This is a genomic window from Dickeya poaceiphila (genome assembly GCF_007858975.2).
GTDB classification, from domain to species: domain Bacteria; phylum Pseudomonadota; class Gammaproteobacteria; order Enterobacterales; family Enterobacteriaceae; genus Dickeya; species Dickeya poaceiphila.
This window is the reverse complement of sequence record NZ_CP042220.2, coordinates 4019565-4043229: the sequence shown is the minus strand read 5'-3', so window position 1 is coordinate 4043229 and position 23665 is coordinate 4019565. Positions and strand designations below refer to the sequence as shown.

The following is a 23665-nucleotide window of genomic DNA, read 5'->3' as shown; positions in this document are numbered from 1 at the left end:
ATGACGTTGTCTCAGCTCTCTCCGCGCCGCCCGTATTTATTACGGGCCTTTTATGACTGGTTGCTGGATAACCAGCTGACGCCGCATCTGGTAGTGGATGTAAGCATTCCCGGCGTGCAGGTGCCGATGGAATTTGCCCGTGACGGACAAATTGTCCTGAACATTGCGCCGCGTGCGGTGGGAAATCTTGAGCTGGCTGATGACTGCGTACGTTTCAATGCGCGTTTTGGTGGTGTTCCCCGTCAGGTGTTCGCTCCAATGGCGTCGGTTATGGCGATCTATGCCCGTGAAAATGGTGCGGGCACCATGTTTGAGCCTGAGCCAGCCTACGAAATCGTCGAAGAATTTGGTGAGCAACCTCAAACTGAAGAGGCATCCAAACCGACGCTGATTTCGGTGGTGGACAATGAGTCTTCCTCATTGCAAAACGAGCAGCCAGATGATGAACCGCCGCAGCCACCGAGAGGCGGCAGACCTTCCCTGCGAGTAGTCAAATAATCGCGATTGATAAAAAAGGCACGTTATAGTGCCTTTTTACTGTTTGCTTATATCTGCAAGATAAAGTTAAAGGCGGCCAGCGCCGCCTTTGGAGTATCAGAAGGGATTAGACTTCCAGATAGTTCATGATCCCGTCAGCGGCTTTACGGCCTTCTGCTATCGCGGTCACCACCAGATCAGAACCACGTACCGCATCACCGCCAGCGAAGATTTTCGGGTTTGATGTCTGGAATGCACTGTTGCTTTGTTCCGGTGCGATGATGCGGCCCTGCGTATCCAGTTCCACGCCATGCTCTGCCAGCCATGCCATCTTATGCGGACGGAAGCCAAACGCCATGATGACCGCATCGGCTTCCAGCACATGCTCTGACCCTTCCACCGCTTGTGGACGGCGGCGGCCATTGGCATCCGGCGCGCCCAGTTCGGTACGAATCATGCGAACGCCGCATACTTTACCGGCACCGTTGATTTCAATGCTGAGCGGCTGCAGGTTGAAGCGGAACTCTACGCCTTCCTCGCGCGCATTTTTCACTTCGCGCCTGGAGCCTGGCATGTTCTCTTCATCACGACGGTAGGCACAGGTGACGTGAGTCGCACCTTGACGAATCGAAGTCCGCACGCAGTCCATCGCGGTATCGCCACCACCCAGCACTACCACACGTTTGCCCTGCATCGAGATATACGGTTCCTGTTCGCTGGTTTTGAAACCCATCAGGTGCTTGGTATTGGCAATCAGGAACGGTAGCGCGTCGTATACGCCCGGCGCGTCTTCGTTTTCCAGCCCGCCACTCATCGACTGATAGGTTCCGACGCCCAGGAAGACGGCGTCATATTCTACCAGCAGGTCGTTCAACTGAATGTCTTTGCCGATCTCGGTGTTTAGCTGAAACTCGATTCCCATCTCCGTGAAGATTTCGCGGCGTTTGGTCATCACCTCTTTTTCCAGCTTGAACGCCGGGATACCGAAAGTCAGCAAGCCGCCGATTTCCGGATGACGGTCATAGACCACCGCCTTCACGCCGTTGCGGGTCAGCACGTCAGCACAGGCAAGCCCGGCAGGGCCAGCACCGATGATGGCTACACGCTTGCCAGTTGGCTGCACGGACGACACATCCGGACGCCAGCCCATCTCAATCGCTTTATCGTTGATGTAGCGCTCAATATTGCCGATGGTTACGGCACCGAATTCGTCGTTCAGGGTGCAAGACCCTTCGCACAGACGATCCTGCGGACAAACACGGCCACAGACTTCCGGCAGGCTATTGGTCTGGTGAGACAGTTCCGCCGCCTCAATAATCCGGCCCTCGTTGGCCAGTTTCAGCCAGTTTGGGATGTAGTTGTGGACCGGACATTTCCATTCACAGTAAGGGTTGCCACAGGCCAAGCAGCGATCTGCCTGCGCCTTGGACTGGCTTTCCGAGAATGGCTCGTAAATTTCAACAAACTCGATTTTACGAATCTTCAGCGGCTTCTTGGGCGGATCAACGCGCTGTAAGTCGATAAACTGATAAACATTTTGACTCATGATGACCTCTTACTGCGCCTGTACCCGCAGCTCTGCTGCGGAACGACTACGATGACCCAACAACGCTTTCACATCACTTGACTTCGGCTTGACCAGCGCAAATTTCGATGCCCAGACCGGCCAGTTGGCAAGAATTTCTTCGCCACGCTGTGAACCCGTTTGCTGAACGTGCTCGGTAATCAGCCCACGCAGGTGTTCTTCGTGAATCGCCAGGTTTTCCACATCCAGCACTTCAACCAGTTCCGGATTGACGCGCTTACGGAATTCACCGTCGTCATCCAGTATGTAGGCGAAGCCGCCGGTCATGCCCGCACCGAAGTTAACGCCGGTACGGCCCAGGATGCAGACGATACCGCCGGTCATGTATTCGCAGCCGTTATCACCAATGCCTTCCACCACGGTGATGGCACCGGAGTTTCGCACCGCGAAACGTTCTCCGGCACGGCCTGCGGCGAACAGTTTGCCGCCGGTTGCTCCGTACAGACAGGTGTTACCTATGATGCTGGCTTCATGGCTGCGGAAGGCTGAGCCAACCGGTGGACGTACGGAGATAACACCGCCCGCCATGCCTTTTCCCACGTAGTCGTTAGCATCGCCGGTCAGGGCCAGCTCAACGCCGCCAGCGTTCCATACACCGAAGCTCTGCCCAGCCGTGCCATTGAAATGCACTTTGATCGGATCGCTCGCCAGCCCTTGATCGCCGTGTTTCGCCGCAATCACGCCGGACAAGGTCGCACCGACGGAACGGTCGGTATTGCGGATGTCAAAATAGAGCGCTTTGCTCTGTCTGGCATCGACATGCGCCTGAGCCTGTGCGATCAGCTCTTTGTTCAGCAGCCCTTTATCAAACGATGGGTTGCCCTCGGTGCAATACAGCGCTTTGCCAGATTGCGGCGCGACGGTGTGCAGCAGCGGCGACAGGTCCAGCTTGTTCTGTTTAGCGGTGATGCCATCCAGTTCGACCAGCAGGTCGGTGCGGCCAATCAGGTCTACCAGACGGCTGACGCCCAGTTCCGCCATCAGCTCGCGGGTTTCGCGGGCGATGAAGGTGAAGTAGTTGACCACGCGCTCCGGCAGGCCGTGATAATGGTCGCGGCGCAGCTTGTCATCCTGTGTTGCCACGCCGGTAGCGCAGTTGTTCAGGTGGCAGATACGCAGATATTTACAGCCCAGCGCCACCATCGGGCCGGTGCCAAAGCCAAAGCTTTCCGCACCCAGAATCGCGGCTTTCACGATATCCAGACCGGTTTTCAGACCGCCATCCACCTGCAAGCGAATCTTGTGACGCAGTCCGTTGGCTACCAGCGCTTGCTGGGTTTCCACCAGACCCAGTTCCCACGGGCAACCGGCGTATTTCACCGATGTCAGCGGACTGGCGCCGGTGCCGCCGTCATAACCGGCGATAGTAATCAGGTCGGCATACGCTTTTGCCACGCCGGTGGCGATGGTGCCGACACCCGGTTCAGAAACCAGCTTGACCGAAATCATCGCTTTCGGGTTAACCTGCTTCAGGTCGAAAATCAACTGAGCCAGATCTTCGATTGAATAAATATCATGGTGCGGCGGCGGAGAAATCAGGGTCACGCCCGGTACGGAATAACGCAGACGCGCGATATATGGCGTCACTTTATCGCCCGGCAACTGACCGCCTTCACCCGGCTTGGCACCCTGCGCCACCTTGATTTGGATAACGTCGGCATTAACCAGATAAGCCGGGGTCACGCCAAAGCGACCGGAAGCCACCTGCTTGATACGGGATACTTTATTGGTACCGTAACGAGCCGGATCTTCGCCTCCTTCGCCGGAGTTGGAGAAGCCGCCAAGGCTGTTCATGGCTTCCGCCAGCGACTCATGCGCTTCGGGGCTTAACGCGCCGATAGACATGGCAGCGGTGTCGAAGCGTTTGAACAGCTCCGAATCCGGCTCGACGTTCTCCAGCGGGATAGCAGCGCCTTCCTGCGGCTTGAGCGCCAACAGGTCGCGCAGCATGGATGCCGGGCGCTCGTTAACCAGTTTGGCGTACTGTTGGTAATCCTGATAGTTGCCGCTGTGTACTGCGGTTTGCAGTGTTTTCACCACGTCAGGATTGTAGGCGTGGTATTCACCGCCATAAACAAACTTGAGCAGGCCGCCCTGATCGAGTTTCTGACGCTTGAGCCAGGCGCGTTTGGACAGATTTTGCAGGTCCTGCTCGAAGTCGCTGAAGCTTGCGCCGCCAATACGGCTCACCACGCCCTGGAAGCAACGGGACGCAACGTCCTGATGCAGGCCGACCGCTTCGAACAGTTTCGAGCAGCGATAGGAGGCGATGGTAGAGATCCCCATCTTGGACATGATCTTGTACAGACCTTTGTTGATGCCGTTGCGGTAGTTCAGCATCACGGTACGGTACGGTTTGTCGATAGAGTGGTTATCTACCAGACGGGCCAGCGTTTCATAGGCCAGATATGGGTAAACGGCGGTAGCGCCGAAGCCGAGCAGTACTGCGAAGTGGTGCGGATCGCGGGCGCTTGCGGTTTCCACGATAATGTTGGCGTCGCAACGCAGGCTTTTTTCCACCAGCCGCGTCTGAATCGCGCCCACCATCATTGGCGCTGGCACCGGCAGGCGATCAGGCGTGATGCCACGGTCACTCAGCACCAGCAGCACCGCGCCGGCACGTACCTTGTATTCCGCTTCGTCACACAGTTTTTCGACGGTTTCCTGTAGCGAACGTTGTTTAGGATCGAAGGTGATATCGATCTTCTCAGCGCGATAGTGCTCTGGATCCTGATTGATCAACTGAATGAAGTCAGAGTAGAGCAGGATCGGCGATTTGAAGCTCAGGCGGTGAGCCTGTCCCTCTGCTTCGCAGAATACGTTCATTTCTCGACCGATGCAGGTAGCGAGCGACATGACGTGCGTTTCGCGCAGCGGGTCGATAGGCGGGTTGGTTACCTGTGCGAACTGCTGACGGAAATAATCATAAATGATGCGTGGGCGGCTCGACAGCACGGCAAATGGCGTGTCATCACCCATGGAGCCGGTCGCTTCCTGACCGTTTTCCCCCAGCACGCGAATAACCTGATCCAGTTCCTCAAAGCTGTAGCCAAATTGCTTCTGGTAGGTTTCCAGCAGGGCGTCATCCAGCTCCCGGCTGCCAACCTGATCATCCGGCAGTTCTTCGAACGGTACCAGACGTTTAACGTTCTTCTCCATCCACTCTTTGTACGGGTGGCGACTTTTCAGGTCATCATCGGTTTCGGTTGAATGCAGAATACGGCCAGTACGGGTATCGATAACCATCAGTTCACCCGGACCGACGCGGCCTTTTTCCACCACTTCGTCAGGCTGGTAATCCCAGATACCTACTTCGGATGCACAGGTGATCAGCTTATCCTTGGTGATGACATAGCGCGCCGGACGCAGACCGTTACGGTCAAGGTTACAGGCAGCGTAGCGCCCATCGGACAGCACCAGACCGGCCGGGCCATCCCATGGCTCCATATGCATGGAGTTAAAGTCAAAGAAGGCGCGCAGCTCCGGGTCCATATTCGGGTTGTTCTGCCAGGCTGGCGGCACCAGCAGGCGCATGGCGCGCACAATGTCCATCCCGCCTGCCAGGAACAGTTCCAGCATGTTGTCCAGCGACATAGAGTCCGAACCGCTTTCGTCAACAAACGGCGCCGCGTTCAGCAAGTCAGGAATCAACGGGGTCTTGAATTTGTAGGCGCGGGCGCGTGCCCATTGGCGGTTGCCGGTAATGGTGTTGATTTCACCGTTATGCGCCAGATAGCGGAACGGTTGCGCCAGACGCCAGCGCGGCACGGTGTTGGTGGAGAAGCGCTGGTGGAACAGGCAAATAGCCGATTCCAAGCGCAAGTCTGCCAGATCAAGATAGAACCGCGGCAGGTCTGCCGGCATACACAGACCTTTATAGATATTCACCAGATTGGAGAGGCTGCAGACGTAGAAGTCTTTATCCTGTATGCGTTTTTCAATACGACGACGCGCCATAAACAGGCGACGCTCCATATCACGCGGACGCCAGCCAGCTGGGGCATTAACGAAGATCTGTTCGATGCGCGGCAGGGAAGAGAGCGCTATCTCACCCAATACGTCCGGGTTGGTGGGCACATCGCGCCAGCCGAGTACGGACAGGGTTTCATTTTGCAGTTCTTCTTCGACAATCTGGCGAGTGGCGTGGGCTTTCTCTTCATCCCGGCTGAGGAACAACATGCCGACCGCGTAATTGTTAGCCAGTCGCCAGCCTTGTTCTGCGGCAACCAGACGGAAGAAACGATCCGGTTTTTGAAGTAATAGCCCGCAACCGTCGCCGGTCTTGCCGTCGGCAAGAATCGCGCCACGGTGCTGCATTCGTGCCAGTGCGTGAATCGCTGTGCGCACGACTTTATGGCTCGGTTCACCTTCTATATGGGCGATCAATCCGAAACCACAGTTGTCTCTTTCATGGGATGCATCGTACAACATATCTCAGTGAACCTCCCCAGGCTCTGTATGACTACCTCAATCGTTAATCTCACTGCCAGAATACGGGTGCGTAATGTGCGTTAACCGCGTGCTAACCGCGAGCGACCCCTTCACTGCGCCTGATTGGCATCAGTGGTGTGCGCCGCTCTCTTTTATCTGGCCTCTCGTAAGGTCTCACAAGTGATGTGATTTGCTTGATGAGGGAGTCTTCTTCTTTACTGCATAAATATGACGAGACATTAACTCGTCAGGAAAGCTTCCAGCGGATTTCCAAATTAGCGAGAAACCCTGTTCAGGTCAAATTTCCATGGCAGACAGGCACTTTAGGGATAGAATTTACTTATGCTTATGAAATAAAAGGATTTAATTAATAAAAATAAGACGTTGGCAAGGTGGCGTCATTGGCTGAACTGTGAGCTGTATCACTATAGCAATGGCGGGTTTTTATTGCTGAATGCTGTGATTATGCCACTTCGTGGCATCTTATTCTGTTTGGTGTGATTTTTTTAATTCATGACACTGTTTTTCATTCTACGGTCATCTTTTAATGGAATGAACCTCGCAGATAAGAAAAATTAATCAGCAAGAATATGATTTTATTTTCAGGAAAAGCGAATAAACATGCAGCTGCATAAACCGGAGCGTCTTGATCGGGGTCATCGCCGTTAACAGGCGCTAAAGGTAGGCTGATTTTTTGTGAAATGAAGAATCAGAATATGCAATTGCAAAAATTAATCAATATGTTTGGTGGTGATCTTCAGCGTCGCTATGGAGAAAAAATCCATAAATTGACGTTACACGGTGGATTTAGCTGTCCGAATCGTGACGGTACGCTGGGACGGGGTGGTTGTACTTTCTGCAATGTGGCGTCGTTTGCGGATGAACAGATGCAGCAGCGTAGCATCGCCGAGCAACTGGCCGCACAGGCAGGCAAGGTCAACCGCGCACATCGTTATCTGGCCTATTTTCAGGCTTATACCAGCACTTATGCCGAAGTTCAGGTGTTGGCATCGATGTACCGGCAGGCGTTGACGCAGGCCGATATGGTAGGGCTATGTGTGGGTACCAGGCCGGATTGCGTACCGGATACCGTGTTGGACCTGCTGGCCGACTATCGTGAGCAAGGGTACGAAGTCTGGCTGGAACTGGGGTTGCAAAGCGCCCATGACCGGACGTTGCGACGTATCAATCGCGGACATGATTTTGCCTGTTACCGGCAGACCGCTCAGCGCGCTCGCGCCAGAGGACTCAAGGTGTGCAGCCATCTGATAGCCGGTTTGCCCGGCGAGAGCGACGAACATTGCCTGTTGACGCTGCAACGGGTGGTGGAAGCTGGCGTGGACGGCATCAAGCTGCATCCGCTGCACATCGTGACCGGTAGCGTCATGGCGAAAGCCTGGGGAGCCGGTCGATTGACGGCGTTGCCGCTGGCACATTATGTGTCGATTGCCGGTGAGATGATTCGCCACACCCCGCCTGACATTGTCTATCACCGTATCTCCGCCAGCGCCCGGCGGCCAACGTTGCTGGCGCCATTGTGGTGCGAAAATCGCTGGACCGGTATGGTCGGCATTCATGATTACCTGCAACAGCATGGCGCGCAGGGTTCCGCGTTGGGGCAGCCGTTTCAGTATTCGACAAACTAACCCCCGTGGCGGCTCGCAAATTGACCGCTCATTACCACGCACATGATTTTTTTACGGTATGATTTGCGGGTTGATGACTAAGGAACACTGTTATGAGGCAAATCAGGCTGTTGGCGCAGTACTACGTTGATTTAATGGTTAAATTGGGGCTGGTTCGGTTTTCCCTGCTACTGGCGTCGGCGCTGGTTTTGCTGGCGCTGGTGGTGCAGATGGCGGTGACGCTGTTGCTCACCGGTAAAGTGGAAAATATTGACGTAGTACGTTCTATTTTCTTCGGTTTGTTGATCACGCCCTGGGCGGTTTATTTCCTGTCCGTGGTGGTGGAACAACTTGAAGAGTCGCGCCAACGTTTGTCGCGGCTGGTGGCTAAATTGGAAGAGATGCGCCAGCGCGATCAGGAACTGAACGAACAGTTGCAGGGCAACATCGCGCAGCTGAATCAGGAAATTAGTGATCGCATCAAGGCGGAAGAGGCCCGATTGCTGATGGTTTCCAAGCTGCGTGAAGAAATGGCGCGTCGTGAACAGGCACAGGTTGAACTGGAACAACAATCAGTGCTGCTGCGTTCTTTTCTCGATGCCTCGCCAGATCTGGTCTACTACCGCAATGAAAACAACGAATTTTCCAGTTGTAACCGGGCAATGGAGTTGCTGCTTGGCAAGAGTCAGAAGCAGTTGATCGGTCTGACGCCAAAAGATGTTTATCCGCCGGACATTGCCGAAAAAGTCATGGAAACCGATGAAAAAGTATTTCGCCACAACGTTTCATTGACCTATGAGCAGTGGCTGGTCTATCCGGACGGTCGCAAAGCCTGTTTCGAGTTGCGCAAAGTGCCGTTTTACGACCGCATGGGCAAGCGACATGGGCTGATGGGGTTTGGACGCGATATAACCGAGCGTAAGCGCTATCAGGACGCGTTGGAGAATGCGAGCAGGGAAAAGACCACCTTCATCTCTACTATTAGCCACGAGCTTCGTACGCCGCTTAATGGCATTGTCGGTCTGAGCCGTATTTTGCTCGACACTCACCTTGACGCAGAGCAGCAGAAATATCTGAAAACCATCCACGTCAGTGCCATCACGCTTGGCAATATTTTTAACGACATCATCGAAATGGACAAGCAGGAGCGACGTAAGGTTCAACTGGATAATCAGCCAGTGGATTTTGTCGGTTTTGTGGTTGACCTGGAGAATCTGGGCGGGTTGTTGGTTCAGCCCAAAGGGTTACAGCTTGAAATGGAACTTCATCAACCGTTGCCAAAAACCATCATCACCGATGGTACCCGGTTGCGCCAGATTCTGTGGAACCTCCTTAGCAATGCCGTGAAATTCACCCGTGAGGGCAGGGTATCCGTTCGGATATGGCATGAACAAGGTGAGCGGCTGCGTTTTGAGGTGGAGGATTCCGGCATAGGCATACCGGCTGACGAGTTGGAAAAAATCTTTTCCATGTACTATCAGGTCAAAGATCAACACGGTGGTAAGCCAGCTACCGGCACGGGAATCGGACTGGCGGTTTCCAAGCGTCTGGCGCAGAGCATGGGCGGTGATATTCAGGTGACCAGCAAACTGGGCAAAGGCTCCTGTTTTGCGTTGACGGTGACAGCGCCAGTCGTCGCCAATGATGAACCCGGCGAAGACGAGCAGGATGAACTGCCGTTGCCAGCGCTGCATGTGCTGTTAGTGGAAGATATTGAGCTGAATGTGGTGGTGGCGCGTTCAGTATTGGAGAAATTGGGGAGCAGCGTCGATGTGGCGATGACCGGACAGGCGGCGCTGGATATGTTCGACCCGGATGAGTTCGATCTGGTATTGCTGGATATCCAGTTGCCGGATATGACCGGTCTGGATGTGGCGCGTCGCTTGCGTGAGCGTTATGCCGGGCAGTCAATGCCGCCGTTGGTCGCTCTGACGGCAAATGTTCTCAAAGATAAAAAAGAGTATCTGGATGCTGGCATGGATGATGTGCTGAGCAAGCCGCTGGCGGTGACGGCACTGACGGCGGTAATCCAACAATATTGGGATCACCATACGCAATCGGACCAGGAAGACACGGTAGTGGATACCGGGTCGTTACAGGATCGTTTGCTGGACATACCGATGCTGGAGCAGTACCTGACCTTGGTGGGGCCAAAACTGATTCACCAGAGCCTGGCGATGTTTGAACAGATGATGCCCGGTTATCTGGCGATTCTTGATTCCAACATGACTGCCCGTGACCAGAAAGGCATCGCGGAAGAAGGACACAAAATCAAAGGCGCTGCAGGTTCGGTGGGGCTTAAACACCTGCAACAGGTTGCGCAACAGATTCAGACCACGACATTACCGGCATGGTGGGACAACGTTCAGGAATGGATTGATGAGTTGAAACATGACTGGCAGCAGGATGTGCAGGCATTGAAAGACTGGGTTTCAGAGGCTGAAAAAAAATGACCCCGACCGAGGCCGGGGTGCGCGAATTATGCGCCAACACCAGGGAAAGCTGTACACCTGCGTTCGCTTTCAGATGTTATTGGTACGCAAGCGTTTTTGAAACTCCATCTATCTGGCAACACACACCATAGCAAATATGGCGCTGTTTGTTACAAGAATCATTAAAATGTGTGATGTAGATTAGTGTTTGTCAATCAAAAAATCAATTAGTTGATGTAATGAAATGAGGCATAAGTGATGAAAAAAGTTGGTGTCGTACTCAGCGGATGCGGAGTTTATGACGGTTCAGAGATTCACGAAGTTGTCTTGACTCTGCTTGCAATTGATCGTGCTGGTGCAGAGGCTGTCTGCTTTGCCCCTGATAAACAACAGTTACATGTCATTAATCACCTCAATGGTGAAGTCACTGATGAGAAACGTAATGTTTTAGCGGAGTCGGCACGTATTGCACGAGGGAAAATTCAGTCATTGTCCAGTGCCGATCCCCTGCAGTTGGATGCGCTGATTGTCCCTGGAGGATTCGGCGCTGCAAAAAATCTGAGTGATTTCGCCATTCGCGGCGTCGATTGTGAGGTTGATAACGAGCTGAAAATACTTACTCAAGAAATTCATAAGAAAAACAAACCAATCGGCTTGATTTGCATCGCTCCAGCCATGTTGCCGAAAATGCTTGATACCGCTGTACAGCTTACAATTGGTAACGATACAGAAACTGCTCAGGCGATAGAAGCAATGGGCGGTGTACACATAGCGTGCCCTGTGGATGGCATTGTGGTTGATGTTGCAAACAAGGTGGTGACAACGCCTGCCTACATGCTGGCGAATTCGATTGGCGAAGCCGCTAGCGGAATTGAGAAACTGGTGGCGCGTGTTTTGGAACTGGCTGAATGAGGTCAGGTGGGGATGTAGGGAAAGGTCGATTGAGGCACATTGCCGCCTCTATTTGGCGCTGGGTGTTGCGTATCATTTGTGGTGTGTTAGCGATATGGTTGGCGGCAATCCTGTTATTTGCCTTTCTGCCTGTCCCTTTTTCCGCTGTGATGATTGATCGCCAACTCAGCGCCTGGCTGAGTGGCGATGTTGTCTATGTGGCCCATTCAGAGTGGGTCTCGATGGATGAGATCGCCGCTGTGGCACCATTAGCGGTGATCGCGGCGGAAGATCAGAAATTTTCCCAGCATTGGGGGTTCGATTTTGATGCGATTTCGGCAGCGCTCAAACATAACGAGCAGCATGAAAATCGTATTCGTGGCGCATCGACCCTGTCTCAGCAGACGGTAAAAAATCTCTTGTTGTGGGACGGGCGCAGTTGGTTGCGTAAAGGCCTGGAGGCCGGTTTAACGGCGGTGGTAGAACGGGTGTGGACTAAACGTCGCATACTGACGGTTTACCTGAATATTGCCGAGTTCGGACCCGGTATTTTTGGCATTGAGGCCGCCTCGCATCAGTTCTTTAATAAACCGGCGAGCCAGCTGACGGCAGCGGAGGCCGCGCTGTTGGCCGCTGTGTTGCCGAATCCTATCCATTATCGGGCCAGTAAACCAACTGGGTATATCATGCGACGCCAGCAATGGATTTTGCGTCAGATGCGCCATATCGGTGGAGAGAATTTTCTGGAAGCGAATCGACTCTATTAGCAAACCTGATTAGCCGGTGGGGTTTTTCCATCTGCGGTTTCTCTTTCTACCGTCTGTATGGAAATCATGGCAACTCAACATGGGGTAGAATATGCGCTATGGCATTGCTTTTCTGATGACGTTTGCACTCTGGGGGCTGGTAGTATCTGCTGGTGTGGCGAGTGTTAGAAGCGACAATTTTGCTTATGTATTTTTACAGATGGATAAGCTTATCCAGGTCAAACAGCAATTGCGCACCCAAACTGCACCACCGCAGATGCAACTTGCTTATCAGCAGTTGTTGCAGGCGGCGGATAATGCCATGAAAAAAGCGGATCTGACGGTGACCCAAAAACTTTCAATCCCACCCGGCGGCAATCGTCATGATTATTTGAGTCTGGCTGCGTACTGGTGGCCTGATCCGCGGAAAAAAGACGGGCTACCCTGGGTTCGGCATGACGGCAAGGTTAATCCTGAGACCAAAGGCGAGCAGACCGATGCTATCCGCCTGACGATGTTTACTGATCGGGTGCGCGTGCTGGCGTTGGCATGGTATTTCTCCGATAGACCTGAATATGCCGGAAAAGCCATTTCCATGATCCGTACCTGGTTTCTCGTGCCTGAAACACGTATGAACCCTAATCTGAATTATGCACAGGCTATTCTAGGCAGAAATGACGGTCGGGGCGCTGGCGTGCTTGATGGCCGTTTCTTTGCTACCCGCATCGTGGATGCGCTGGTCATGTTGCGACAGGCTCCAGGGTGGGGCGTGAGTGATGAACAACAGATGCGACAGTGGATGACGGAATATCTGCACTGGTTGCTGACCAGTCCTAACGGCAGGCAAGAAGCGACGGCGAAGAATAATCATGGCAGCTGGTATGCAGTGCAGGTTGCGGGTATCGCCGCTTATCTGGGCCAGTTGGAAACGGTGAAGGCGATGGTGGCATTGCAGCGCCAGAAGCTCGACCATCAACTGGCGGTGGATGGTTCGCAACCGGAGGAACTGGCACGTACCCGGTCGTTCCATTACAGCGGTTTTAATCTGCAGGCTGTCAGTCTGATGGCGATGGTTGCAGGGAAGTATGGCGATAATCTGTGGCGGTATCGTACCCCCCAGGGCAGCAGCCTGCTGTCGGCACTGGATTTCATGGCCTCGTATCTTGATGAGTCCAGACCCTGGCCCTATAAAGCGATGGGGCGGGAGCGGCGGGAGAGTAGCTCGCTTATCCCACTGATGTTGCAGGCTGAACGCGCTATCGGTGCTTCCCGTTATCAGGTCGTTATCCGACAGGCAGGGTTTGCGCCGTTGCTAAACGGTGTGTCAGAGGGAAAAACCGGCGTGAATATTAGCGTTGATACCCGGCGCAGCATCTGGTTGCTATCTCCGCCAGCGAGCGCAGGAGTTATGGCAATGCCATGATTATAAAGGAAAATGAATATGGCAGGCAGTTGTAGCCATGTGAAAGGATTGTCGTTGGTCTGGCGACCAGTGATTGGCCGCCAGGAACAACAGGGAGATTAATCCAGGTAGCTGAACGCAGTCGTCACATGCTTGACGCCGCTGACTTTGCTGGCTATCTGCGCTGCTGACGTTGCTTCACGGCGAGTCACCATGCCGAGCAGGAAGACCTCACCGTTTTCGGTGGTGACCTTCACGTTAGAGGATTTCACCAGGTCGCTGGCCAGCAGTTGAGAACGCACTTTGGTGGTGATCCAGGTATCCATGGACGCGGTGCCCAGTGATATCGGCGTACCTTTGCGAATTTCGTTATACACCTCGGTGGTGCCTTCAACGCCCATGGCGATCTGTTTGGCTCTGCTGGCGAGTTCGGTTGTGGGGGCCTGACCGGTGAGCAATACTTTACCCTGATAGGCGGTTGCGGAAATCCTCGCTTCTTTGCTTAATTGTGCGTCTTTACTCAGTGCGTTGGATACCCTGACTTCCAGCGTACCGTCATCGACCTGAGTGCCGACAGTCCGTGGATCAGTCGCAGATTTGGTGGCAACCGCCGCGCTACCAATTGCGACAGCGCCAATACAGCCCTGCAGCATCAGACAGGCAGACAGCACGGCAATGCAAGAGTAGATCCTCATGGAGTGCTCCTTAATCGTTCTGGTGTGGAAAAAGCGTGTTATCAATCAAATCGCACAAACAGTTGACGGTTAGCATATGCATTTCCTGAATACGGGCGCTACGGTGCGACGGAATGCGGATTTCCACATCCTGCTGACCCAGTAAACCCGCTAGTTCACCACCATCGTAGCCGGTCAGGGCGACAATGTTCATGTCCCGCGTGACCGCAGCCTCCACTGCCTTGACGATATCACGGCTGTTGCCGCGCGTGGATATTGCCAACAGTACGTCGCCTGCCTGACCCAGCGCCCGCACCTGCTTAGCATAGACTTCTTCATGCAAGCGATCATTGGCGATAGCGGTTAAGACCACATTATCGGCATTAAGTGCAATCGCTGGTAAACCAGGCCGTTCGGTTTCAAAACGATTAATCATACTGGCGGCAAAATGCTGTGCGTTGGCGGCAGATGTACCGTTACCACAGCACAGGATTTTGTTGCCATTGAGCAGTGATTGCACCATCGCCAGAGCGGCGCGCGAGATGGCATCCGGTAGCGCTTCCGCTGCGGCAATCTGGGTTTGGATGCTTTCCGTGAAACAGACTTTAATTCTCTCCAGCACGTTCTGTTAACCTGTTTTGATGTTGAAAGTCATGGTGTTAATCGAGTTTCCCAAACGCATTGGGCAACCATTCCACCTGCGAACCCGTTACCGCCAATACGTCGAAACGGCAATCGGTGGAGTCGAGACTGGCGCCCTGGCGGGCTAGCCATACTGCCGCCGCGTGCAGCAATGTGCGTTGCTTTTGCCGGGTGATACTGGCTAGCGCACCACCAAAGTCGTTATTACGGCGATAACGCACCTCAACGAAGACCCAGATGCGGCCATCGCGCATAATCAAGTCCAGTTCACCGCCACGTACCGTGACATTGGATGCCACAAAAGTCAGCCCGGCGCGTTCGAGATGGCGTCGGGCTAACTGTTCATAGCAGCCGCCAGTGATGCGCCGGTTCAGGAGGCGGGCACCAGTTGTCCCTGACGGAACTGCAGCCAGGTGAGCTTACGGTTGACGACACAATCCGGCGAGGTGCTTAGTACACCGGTGGCACCGGAAATCGAACTGCCCGGCTGGTGCAACTGTGCAAAGTTACTGGCCAGCGTCCAGGCGTCCATCCCCATGGCGAACAACCGCACCAGCGAGTAATCGTTACGGTACTGGGTGGTGAGTTGTTGCATCAGTGCCGGGCTGGCGCCAGTCAATAATGGAATATCGCTGAACTGTAAGCCTTCCATTTCAAACCGGAAATCTGGTCCTAAACCTGCCTGATAGCTGCGTGAGCTGGCATAGAGCGTCGGGTGCGACGGGCCTTTGTTGCGCATGTCGAGCATCGGTTTGAGCAGCGTCAGCTCATCTGGCGTGGCGATGATATAAACCGCATCCACGTTGCCGTCGCTGGTGACGTTAGCTATCGGCGGCGCCTGATTGGGTATCGTCAGCCCGCCAACCGTAGTGGAAGGCTGTGGTGCGGAAGTGGCTGTGATGACGGGTTGGCCGTTGAGCGCAATTCCCGCGCCGCTGTTGAGGGCCTGTTTCAGGTCATACACGCCGCCGGTGCGTTGTTGCAATACCACTCCGCCGGATTGTTGTTGCCAGGATTTGGCGAAAGCGGCGACCACCCGATCTCCAAGATTACCGCGTGGTGCCAGAATTAACGGATGCTGTTTGCCCTGTTTGTGGATGAATTGTGCTGCGTCGGTGGCTTCATCTTCTGGTGACAGCGCGAAATAACAGATATTCGGATTCGGCTGGATATGTTCTGGCTGATTAAGCGCCAGCACATTGAGGGAAGGTTTGATCCCCGGTAACTGTTCCACTTCGTTTTTGAGCAACGGGCCGACGATGGTGGTTGCACCATCTTTCTGTGCCTGAGCAATCACATTGGCCAGTGCCTGATTGGAGGTGTCGTAGACTTTCACCGGAATCGTGCTGGCTGCGGCAGTGGTGAGTGCCGGAATCACAGCCGTTGTTGGCGCAGGCGAGGCTGCGGATGGCACGCTGCTGTTTACCCCCGGCGATGGTGCGGCAGGCGTGCTCGTAGGCAGCGTGGCGACAGCAGCGGTGCTGGTCGATGGCGCTGTCTGGGACGGCTGTACAGGCATTGCCAACACAGCCTGTCCGCTTCTGGCGGCGCTAAATCCTTGCTGAATAGCGTTGGCGAATACCTGTGCCTGCCCGTTTAACGGCAGCAACAAGGCAATGGCGTTACCACCGCTAGCCGGGACGTTCTCCGCTGAGGGTGCCGTTGCAGCCGGCGGTGTGCCGCCCAGTTGAGACGGCAGTTGTTTGGCTGCGGGGTGGCGAGGATAACGTTTCTTCCAGTCTTCTATCGCAGCTTGCAGGTCTGACGGAACCTGAGATTTGGTCTGCCAGAGATTCAGCAGGTCCAGCCAGCCTTGCAGGGTATTTTCGTCAACGTTGATCACCATCGAACCGAGATCCTGCTGGGTGAGGCGAGTCAGCGCAGTCCAGGTTTGATCCATATTGCGCTGGTGAGCATCACCTTGCAGCAGCGGTTCCAGCCCGATATAAGCGCGGATCAACGTCAGCGAGGCGTGATCCTGAGCCGCTTTAATTTGCGTCTGGTAATAGCGTTCCTGCTGTTGAGGCGACAGCGATTTCACGTCCAGTTGCGCCAGCGTGGTATTGGCCGCGTTCATATCGTTTTGTGCAGCCGCCAGTTCAGCCGTCAGCAGGCGCTGTTCCTGACGCTGTTTATCGCTTAATTGCGGCGGCAGTGCGCTTAACTGAGTACCCGCTTGCGGGAGTTTGCCTTCCTGAATCAGGGCATGAATCGCAAGTAATTGCCATTCAGCCTTGCTATCATCACCACTTTGCTGCATCTGCTGCAGGTAGTAATCGGAGGATGCGCCAGCTTTGGCCTCTATACGTTGCTGGGTTGCGGTGCCTTGTGGTGCCTGGCTGGGGCAGCCAGCGAGAAACAGTGCCGCCAGCAGGACAGTAACCAAACGGCCTGCATGGGTACGGACAGAATTTAACGGAAGCATACTGTATCCAGTGATGTTTTAACGATGTTCAATATTAAATCGGTAAATCGGATGAAACAATGAATCAAGACCAACAAGCTCAGATTTCCGCCTCCACGCTTTACATTGTTCCCACGCCTATCGGCAATCTGGCGGATATCACGCAGCGGGCGCTGATGGTGTTACAACAGGTTGATCTTATTGCAGCAGAAGATACCCGTCATACCGGTTTATTGTTACAACATTTCGCTATTAATGCGCGCCTGTTCGCACTCCATGACCACAACGAACAGCAAAAGGCGGAGCAATTGCTGGCGCGCTTGCAACAAGGCATGAGTATCGCGTTGGTGTCGGATGCGGGTACACCGTTGATTAACGACCCCGGTTACCATCTGGTTCGGCGATGCCGCGAGGCTGGCGTGCGCGTTGTGCCGTTGCCGGGGCCGTGTGCGGCGATTACCGCGTTATCCGCCGCTGGTTTGCCGTCGGATCGCTTTTGTTATGAGGGGTTCCTGCCTGCGAAGACTAAGGCGCGTAAGGACAGGCTGCGCGACCTGTTGGAAGAGCCGCGTACCCTGATTTTTTACGAATCAACCCACCGATTGCTGGATAGCCTGCAGGATATGGTTGAGGTCTGGGGGCCGGATCGTTATGTGGTACTGGCGCGGGAACTGACCAAAACCTGGGAGTCGCTGTACGGCGCGCCGGTGGGGGCGTTGTTGGCCTGGGTACAGGAAGACGAGAACCGCCGCAAAGGCGAGATGGTGTTGATTGTGGAAGGGCATCAGCCTGACGAAGAGGCATTATCTGCAGCGGCGTTGCGAACCTTGCAACTGTTGCGGGCGGAATTGCCGCTGAAGAAAGCGGCGGCGTTGGCGGCAGAAATCCATGGTGTGAAAAAGAACGCGCTTTACCGCTACGGGCTGGAGCAGGAAGAAGGTCATGCATAATCAGGGATGACAAGCAGGCCGATTTGCCCTATTATCCGCGCCGAAGTTGACCAGACAGTCGCCGCTTCATTGCCGTCCTCCGTTAGGGGGGAGACAGATGGAGGGGAGGAAAGTCCGGGCTCCATAGGGCAGGGTGCCAGGTAACGCCTGGGGGGCGAAAGCCTACGACCAGTGCAACAGAGAGCAAACCGCCGATGGCCTGCGCAAGCGGGATCAGGTAAGGGTGAAAGGGTGCGGTAAGAGCGCACCGCGCGGCTGGCAACAGTCCGTGGCACGGTAAACTCCACCCGGAGCAAGGCCAAATAGGGGTTCACATGGTACTGCCCGTACTGAACCCGGGTAGGCTGCTTGAGCCAGCGCGCGAGTTCTGGCCTAGATGAATGGCTGTCCACGACAGAACCCGGCTTATCGGTCAACTTCACTTCTTCATAACCCCGCCATTCGGCGGGGTTTTTTTATGTCTTTATCCGATGATGCTGCAAATCGTCAAATTTATTGACAATCATCATCATGGTAATCCGACTGTATCGTTGGAACAGTAACGGTAAAGTATCTTTTATAGATACTGATTACCTCACTGTTACTAAGGATATCGTTATGAGTACTTCCCGGATGCCTGCACTTTTTCTGGGCCACGGTAGCCCGATGAATGCGCTGGAAGACAATCACTACACACAAGCCTGGCATAAACTGGGAGAAACTTTGCCTCGTCCGAAGGCGATAGTGGCGGTATCTGCACACTGGTATACCCGTGGTACAGCAGTCACGGCGATGGATAAGCCGCGCACTATTCATGATTTTGGCGGTTTCCCGCAGGCATTATTCGAAACCCAATACCCGGCGCCTGGGGCGCCAGAGGTGGCTAAACGGGTTCAGGAGTTGCTGGCGCCGGTGCCGGTATATGCAGACCATAAGGAATGGGGATTAGATCACGGTACCTGGGGCGTACTTATCAAGGTATATCCACAGGCGGATATACCGATAGTGCAACTTAGCGTCGATGGTACTAAACCGCCTGCTTATCACTATGATCTGGGCTGCAAACTATCTGCGTTGCGAGACGAGGGCATTATGATTGTTGCCAGCGGGAATGTGGTGCACAACCTGCGGATGATCAAGTGGAACGGCGAGGGCGACCCCTATAGCTGGGCCACGTCATTCAACGATTTTGTGCGCAGCAATCTGGCCTGGCAGGGTGATGTGGCGGAACATCCGTTGGTGAATTTTATGCAACACAATGATGCCGCCCTGTCTAATCCGACGCCGGATCATTTCTTGCCGCTGTTGTATGTACTGGGTAGCTGGAATGGCCAGGAGCCGGTTACCACACCGACGGATGGCATTGTGATGGGGTCGCTCAGCATGATGTCGGTGCAGGTTGGATAACGGCTTCCGGCAATGAAAACCTCTACCAAATGAAAACCTCTACCATTAGGTAAAGCATCTATCGCCTGAAAGGGCGATAGATGTGTCATGTGCGACGTTCTGACATTAATCCAGAATGATATGCGGATAGAAGCGGGACAAATCCTGAGTAATCAGTTCCCGGTCTTCCCGTAGTCCGATACCACAAGGGGTATCGCCCACCAGCCAACTACCGATTAGCGTATAGCTGTCATTGAATCGGGGCAGAGGGTGGAATTGTTGCATGATGGAACCTTCTTCACCGTAGGGACCGTCCACCGCGGCAATCTGTTTGCCCTGCCGGTAAATCTGTATGTTGGCGCCTTCGCGGGAAAACAGCGGCTTAACCACGTAATCGCTCATTGCTGGCGGGTTGTCTTCGGTGAAATAGGCCGGCAACAGGTTGGGATGGTTGGGGAACATCTGCCATAACATCGGCAACAGCGCCTTGTTGGATAGCACGCTTTTCCAGCCGGGTTCCAGCCAACGCACCCCGGCGTCCGCCAGCTTGGTGGAGAAGGTTTCGCGCAGCATGAACTCCCACGGGTAGAGTTTGAACAGGTTGCTGATGGTGTGGTCCTGTAGGTCGGTGAATTGCCCGCGGTCTCCCAGACCAATCTCATCAATGTACAGGAACTGGCTCGGAACGCCGGCTTCCTGCGCGCAATCCTGTAAATACTGGACTGTCCCGCGATCTTCCTCCGTGTCCCGACAGCAGGTGAAATGCATAGCGCTGAAACCGTGATGGGTTCGCAGATATTCAAAACGTTCAATCAGCCTTTCTTGCAGGCTGTTGTATTGATCCGCGTGCTGCGGCAGCAAGCCAGCGTGGATCTGGTCTTCCAGCCAGATCCACTGAAAGAAAGCCGACTCGTACAAAGAGGTCGGGGTATCGGCGTTGTTTTCCAACAGTTTGGCCGGGGTTTTGCCGTCATAGGCCAAATCCAGTCGCGCATAAAGCGCTGGCTGGCGCGATAACCACGAACTGCGCACGAAGTCCCAGGTGTGACGGGGAATGCGGAATTTGGTCAGCAACGCTTCACTGTTAACCACCTTATCGACCACCTGCAGGCACATCTGGTTTAGCTCGGCGGTTGTCTCTTCCAGTTCTTCAATTTGCGCCAGCGTAAACTGATAGCAGGCATCTTCACACCAGTAGGGTTCGCCATACATCGTATGGAAGCGAAAGCCATACTCAGCCGCTTTTTCCTGCCAGTTCGGACGTTGGTTAATTGCAATACGTTTCATATCAGGCGACCTTATCCCCCGAAGGAACGACGGATCGGCGCAGCACCGTCGGTTTGACGTGAGCTGCTGCCTGTAGAATAGGCACCAGTACTGCTAGTTGAGCTGGCTGCAGCGCGATCTTTATCACGATTGTCAGTCATGTTGGCTGCCGGCGTGCTGTTAAGTTTGTTCACGGTGCCGCCAAAACCGCCACGAGTCGTGGTAATGCTGGAGGTCGGCTTAGGCGTCATGGCGTCTTTAGGAACGGTGATGGTGTGCCCGGTAGTGGAACCATAATTTTTGCCGCTGGCGTCAACATAACTGCCGCTGGCGGGATTATTAGGCGTATTCGGGCGGAAGACCGGTTGCTGGGCAACATTGTTGCCGCCCATCAGCTTGCCCATCATAAAGCCTGCCATTAGCGGCATCCAAAAACTGCCGCTTTGTTGTGGCGCAGCGCCGGTGGTGCTGCCTGACTGGGTGCACTGGTTTTCGCCGAATGCCGCCACGCACTCTTCACGGGTGGCGTATTTGGGGGCGGTTCTTTCCGCTTCTTTCAGGGCCTTGTTATAGGTGGCGGTACACTGGTCTTTCATCGACGGGTTAGCGCGGGAACAGTCATCCGCGTTCTGGTAGAGCGTGACAGTTTCGTCGGATTTCTCACAACCAGTGAGGATGAAAACGGTACTGACGGCCAGCGCGACAGGGGCGATACGGTAACCCCAGTGCTTACGGAAACGAGCGTGATTAATGTCTGATGTTCTTTTCATCGGTTAATCCCAGCGGGAACAGGGCATCATGCCCATCATGTTAATAATAAGTATGCATTTATAAAGCGCGCTTAAGCATAGGAGAAGGATTGTCGGCTTGTAAAGCGCCGCTGCCGGAGGCGGTGTTTGTATGAGACGATGTGTAGATGTTGCCAGTATGAAGCAGGGGAACCCCTGTAGGCTCCCCTGTTGGTTATGATTAAGGTCTGGCCTTGGTCGTGGTTGTCACTGAGACGGGGGTGGCTGCCGGGACTGGGGTATCGTCGCCGATGGCTGCCGACGTAGGCACAGGTTTGCCCAGCATCGCGTTCAGCGTGCGCAGATCGTCTTCATTTAACGTACCGAGCGCCTGCTTAAGGTTCAACTGGTTGATCAGGTAGTCATAGCGTGCGCCGGACAACTGCTGCTTGGCGTTGTACAGCGTGGAAGTGGCGTCCAGCACATCGACGATAGTACGGGTGCCCACCTGATAACCGGCTTCCATTGCATCCAGTGAGCTTTGTGCAGACACTACCGCCTGTTTGTAAGCGTTGACGCTGCTGATGGAGGCGGAAATGTTGTTATGTGCGGAACGCAGCGTCTGAATGACTGAACGGTGCGCGCTTTCCAGATTTTCGCTGGACGCCACAAAACTGTATTGCGCCTGTTTCACTTTGGATGAGGTGCCGCCGCCGCTGTAGATAGGCACAGAGAGGCTAAGACCAACCTGATTCTGGCCCACATAGGTATCGGTAAGATTGCTTGCTGCTACGCGAGAGCCGGAATAATTGGTATTGGTCACGCCAGTGGACGCGGTCAGATTCAGCGTTGGCAGATGGCCGCTTTCCGCGCTGCGAATCTGTTCGCGTGCCAGATCCTGACTCAGGCGTGCGGACAACAGGCTAAGGTTGCGATTTTCCGCTTCTTTGAGCAGACCATTCACGGCATCAGGTTTCTGCTGGCTGAAGTGCTCAATATTCAGTGCTGCCAGTTGTGGATAGAACTGACCGGTCACCTGGCGCAGGTTTTCCATCGCGTTATCCAGGTTGTTGCGTGCGGTCACTTCGTTCGCCAGTACGCTGTCATACTGGGCACGCGCGTTCTGTACGTCGGTGATGGCGACCAGGCCGACATTGAAGCGCTGGGTGGTCTGGTCGAGTTCGCGGTAGATAGCCTTTTTCTGAGCGCTGACGTAAGACAGCGCATCAATCGTGCGCAGCACGTTGAAGTAGGCAGTCGCGGTATTGAGCAGCAATGTCTGCTGAGAAGTCTGGTAGCTAACATCCTGAATACCAGCCTGTTTTTCTTGAAGCGTCAAAGAACGCCACAGCGACATGTTGAAGATAGACTGGGTTAACTGCAACGAGGCACTGGTGACATTATTGTTGACGTCTTTGCGGTCGCGGTATCCGCTATTGTAAGTGTAATCCGCACCCAAACCTAACTGAGGCAGCAAGGAGGAGCGGGCTTCATTAATTTTCTCGAAAGCCGCATCTCGGTTGGCGGCAGCGCTGCGTAAATCCGGATTAGTCGTTTTAGCCTGCTGGTAAACCTGTAACAGGTCTTCGGCTTGGCTTGCGGCACTAAAGCCAACCAGACCCAGACTGATGAGAAGTGGTAGCAGTTTCTTCATTTGCATTCCTTGTTGTGCAGCAAAGTTTTGTGGTTGCGCCATCTGAAGACGATATACCTGCCGATTCTATCAGAATCGACTAATCGAATTAGGTGGCTGAATGTGCCATCTTTTCCTTGCGGTTATCCAAAAAGCCGATTTTACTTAGCAATTTGGGATTAGGCACGATATACGGCAGCGTGCCAGAGACTGCACCGGCAGGATTGCTGTTCCAGAGCGCGCAAAGACATTGCGTTAATATCCGGAACGCCTCATCCTTGCTGGCAGACGTTTTCCGCATCTGATTATCCGTATCGGGCTGGCACGAGTGCACGATGAATATTGCACAAAACGGTGAGTGCCTGTCCACGTTTTCGCCTATAAAAATGGCGTGCCCGCCGTGTTGTCCACAGG

At 54.2% G+C, this 23665-nt stretch carries 18 protein-coding genes and 1 other RNA gene; 9 read left to right on the top strand and 10 right to left on the bottom strand.

Annotated elements, in window-relative coordinates; translation table 11 throughout:
• A complete protein-coding gene (sspB, locus tag Dpoa569_RS18120; protein ID WP_042867981.1) occupies positions 1–498 on the top strand; it encodes a ClpXP protease specificity-enhancing factor in 498 nt (165 codons plus the stop codon).
• Positions 499–604: 106 nt separating this feature from the next.
• On the opposite strand, the gene Dpoa569_RS18115 is transcribed toward sspB, so the two are convergent.
• Both Dpoa569_RS18115 and gltB read right to left on the bottom strand, forming a co-directional pair.
• Complete coding sequence (locus Dpoa569_RS18115) at positions 605–2023, bottom strand: glutamate synthase small subunit (RefSeq protein WP_146411630.1); 1419 nt, start codon at positions 2021–2023, stop codon at positions 605–607.
• A 9-nt stretch (positions 2024–2032) separates the two neighbouring features.
• Positions 2033–6493, bottom strand: a complete 4461-nt coding sequence (gene gltB / locus Dpoa569_RS18110) for a glutamate synthase large subunit (protein ID WP_042867985.1) — start codon at positions 6491–6493, stop codon at positions 2033–2035.
• A gap of 716 nt (positions 6494–7209) precedes the next feature.
• On the opposite strand from gltB, the gene Dpoa569_RS18105 reads away from it, so the two are divergent.
• From Dpoa569_RS18105 to Dpoa569_RS18085, 5 genes are all read left to right on the top strand, one after another.
• Complete coding sequence (locus Dpoa569_RS18105; RefSeq protein ID WP_042873721.1) at positions 7210–8139, top strand: TIGR01212 family radical SAM protein; 930 nt, start codon at positions 7210–7212, stop codon at positions 8137–8139.
• Positions 8140–8231: 92 nt separating this feature from the next.
• Positions 8232–10571 (top strand): aerobic respiration two-component sensor histidine kinase ArcB, encoded by a 2340-nt coding sequence (gene arcB / locus Dpoa569_RS18100; protein WP_042867987.1) that lies wholly within the window; start codon positions 8232–8234, stop codon positions 10569–10571.
• A 237-nt stretch (positions 10572–10808) separates the two neighbouring features.
• A complete protein-coding gene (gene elbB / locus Dpoa569_RS18095; RefSeq protein WP_042867989.1) occupies positions 10809–11462 on the top strand; it encodes an isoprenoid biosynthesis glyoxalase ElbB in 654 nt (217 codons plus the stop codon).
• Positions 11459–12208 carry a monofunctional biosynthetic peptidoglycan transglycosylase gene (gene mtgA / locus Dpoa569_RS18090; protein ID WP_050569370.1) on the top strand — a complete coding sequence of 250 codons (750 nt, stop codon included), beginning with the start codon at positions 11459–11461 and terminating at the stop codon, positions 12206–12208. Before elbB ends, mtgA begins: the two co-directional genes overlap by 4 nt.
• Positions 12209–12299: 91 nt before the next feature.
• Entirely contained in the window at positions 12300–13610 is a 1311-nt protein-coding gene (locus Dpoa569_RS18085) for an alginate lyase family protein (protein WP_042867994.1), read from the top strand.
• Positions 13611–13708: 98 nt separating this feature from the next.
• On the opposite strand, the gene dolP is transcribed toward Dpoa569_RS18085, so the two are convergent.
• Genes dolP through Dpoa569_RS18065 form a run of 4 tightly spaced genes read right to left on the bottom strand, consistent with a single transcriptional unit; the run spans position 13709 to position 17330 of the window.
• Positions 13709–14284 carry a division/outer membrane stress-associated lipid-binding lipoprotein gene (gene dolP, locus Dpoa569_RS18080; protein WP_042867996.1) on the bottom strand — a complete coding sequence of 192 codons (576 nt, stop codon included), beginning with the start codon at positions 14282–14284 and terminating at the stop codon, positions 13709–13711.
• Positions 14285–14294: 10 nt separating this feature from the next.
• The gene (gene diaA / locus Dpoa569_RS18075) at positions 14295–14885 is read right to left on the bottom strand and encodes a DnaA initiator-associating protein DiaA (RefSeq protein ID WP_042867999.1); all 591 of its coding nucleotides are present in this window, start codon (positions 14883–14885) and stop codon (positions 14295–14297) included.
• Positions 14886–14922: 37 nt separating this feature from the next.
• Entirely contained in the window at positions 14923–15279 is a 357-nt protein-coding gene (locus Dpoa569_RS18070; protein WP_173024031.1) for a YraN family protein, read from the bottom strand.
• Positions 15276–17330 carry a penicillin-binding protein activator gene (locus tag Dpoa569_RS18065; protein WP_042868006.1) on the bottom strand — a complete coding sequence of 685 codons (2055 nt, stop codon included), beginning with the start codon at positions 17328–17330 and terminating at the stop codon, positions 15276–15278. The genes Dpoa569_RS18070 and Dpoa569_RS18065 overlap by 4 nt, the downstream gene beginning before the upstream one ends.
• 59 nt (positions 17331–17389) lie before the next feature.
• On the opposite strand from Dpoa569_RS18065, the gene rsmI reads away from it, so the two are divergent.
• From rsmI to ygiD, 3 genes are all read left to right on the top strand, one after another.
• A complete protein-coding gene (gene rsmI / locus Dpoa569_RS18060) occupies positions 17390–18259 on the top strand; it encodes a 16S rRNA (cytidine(1402)-2'-O)-methyltransferase (protein ID WP_042868007.1) in 870 nt (289 codons plus the stop codon).
• Between the two features lie 42 nt (positions 18260–18301).
• Positions 18302–18683: RNase P RNA component class A (gene rnpB, locus Dpoa569_RS18055), an RNA gene on the top strand.
• A 173-nt stretch (positions 18684–18856) separates the two neighbouring features.
• Complete coding sequence (gene ygiD / locus Dpoa569_RS18050; RefSeq protein ID WP_042868010.1) at positions 18857–19645, top strand: 4,5-DOPA-extradiol-dioxygenase; 789 nt, start codon at positions 18857–18859, stop codon at positions 19643–19645.
• Positions 19646–19750: 105 nt separating this feature from the next.
• Here ygiD and Dpoa569_RS18045 read toward each other — a convergent pair whose 3' ends face one another.
• From Dpoa569_RS18045 to Dpoa569_RS18030, 4 genes are all read right to left on the bottom strand, one after another.
• A complete protein-coding gene (locus Dpoa569_RS18045; RefSeq protein ID WP_042868012.1) occupies positions 19751–20911 on the bottom strand; it encodes a glutathionylspermidine synthase family protein in 1161 nt (386 codons plus the stop codon).
• A gap of 11 nt (positions 20912–20922) precedes the next feature.
• On the bottom strand, positions 20923–21660 hold the full coding sequence (locus Dpoa569_RS18040; protein WP_146411627.1) for a DUF1190 family protein: 738 nt from the start codon (positions 21658–21660) through the stop codon (positions 20923–20925).
• Positions 21661–21859: 199 nt separating this feature from the next.
• Positions 21860–23272: an outer membrane channel protein TolC gene (gene tolC, locus Dpoa569_RS18035; protein WP_042868016.1), complete on the bottom strand. Its 1413-nt coding sequence runs from the start codon at positions 23270–23272 to the stop codon at positions 21860–21862.
• 88 nt (positions 23273–23360) lie between these two features.
• Entirely contained in the window at positions 23361–23552 is a 192-nt protein-coding gene (locus Dpoa569_RS18030; protein WP_042868019.1) for a hypothetical protein, read from the bottom strand.
• Between the last annotated feature and the right edge of the window lie 113 nt (positions 23553–23665).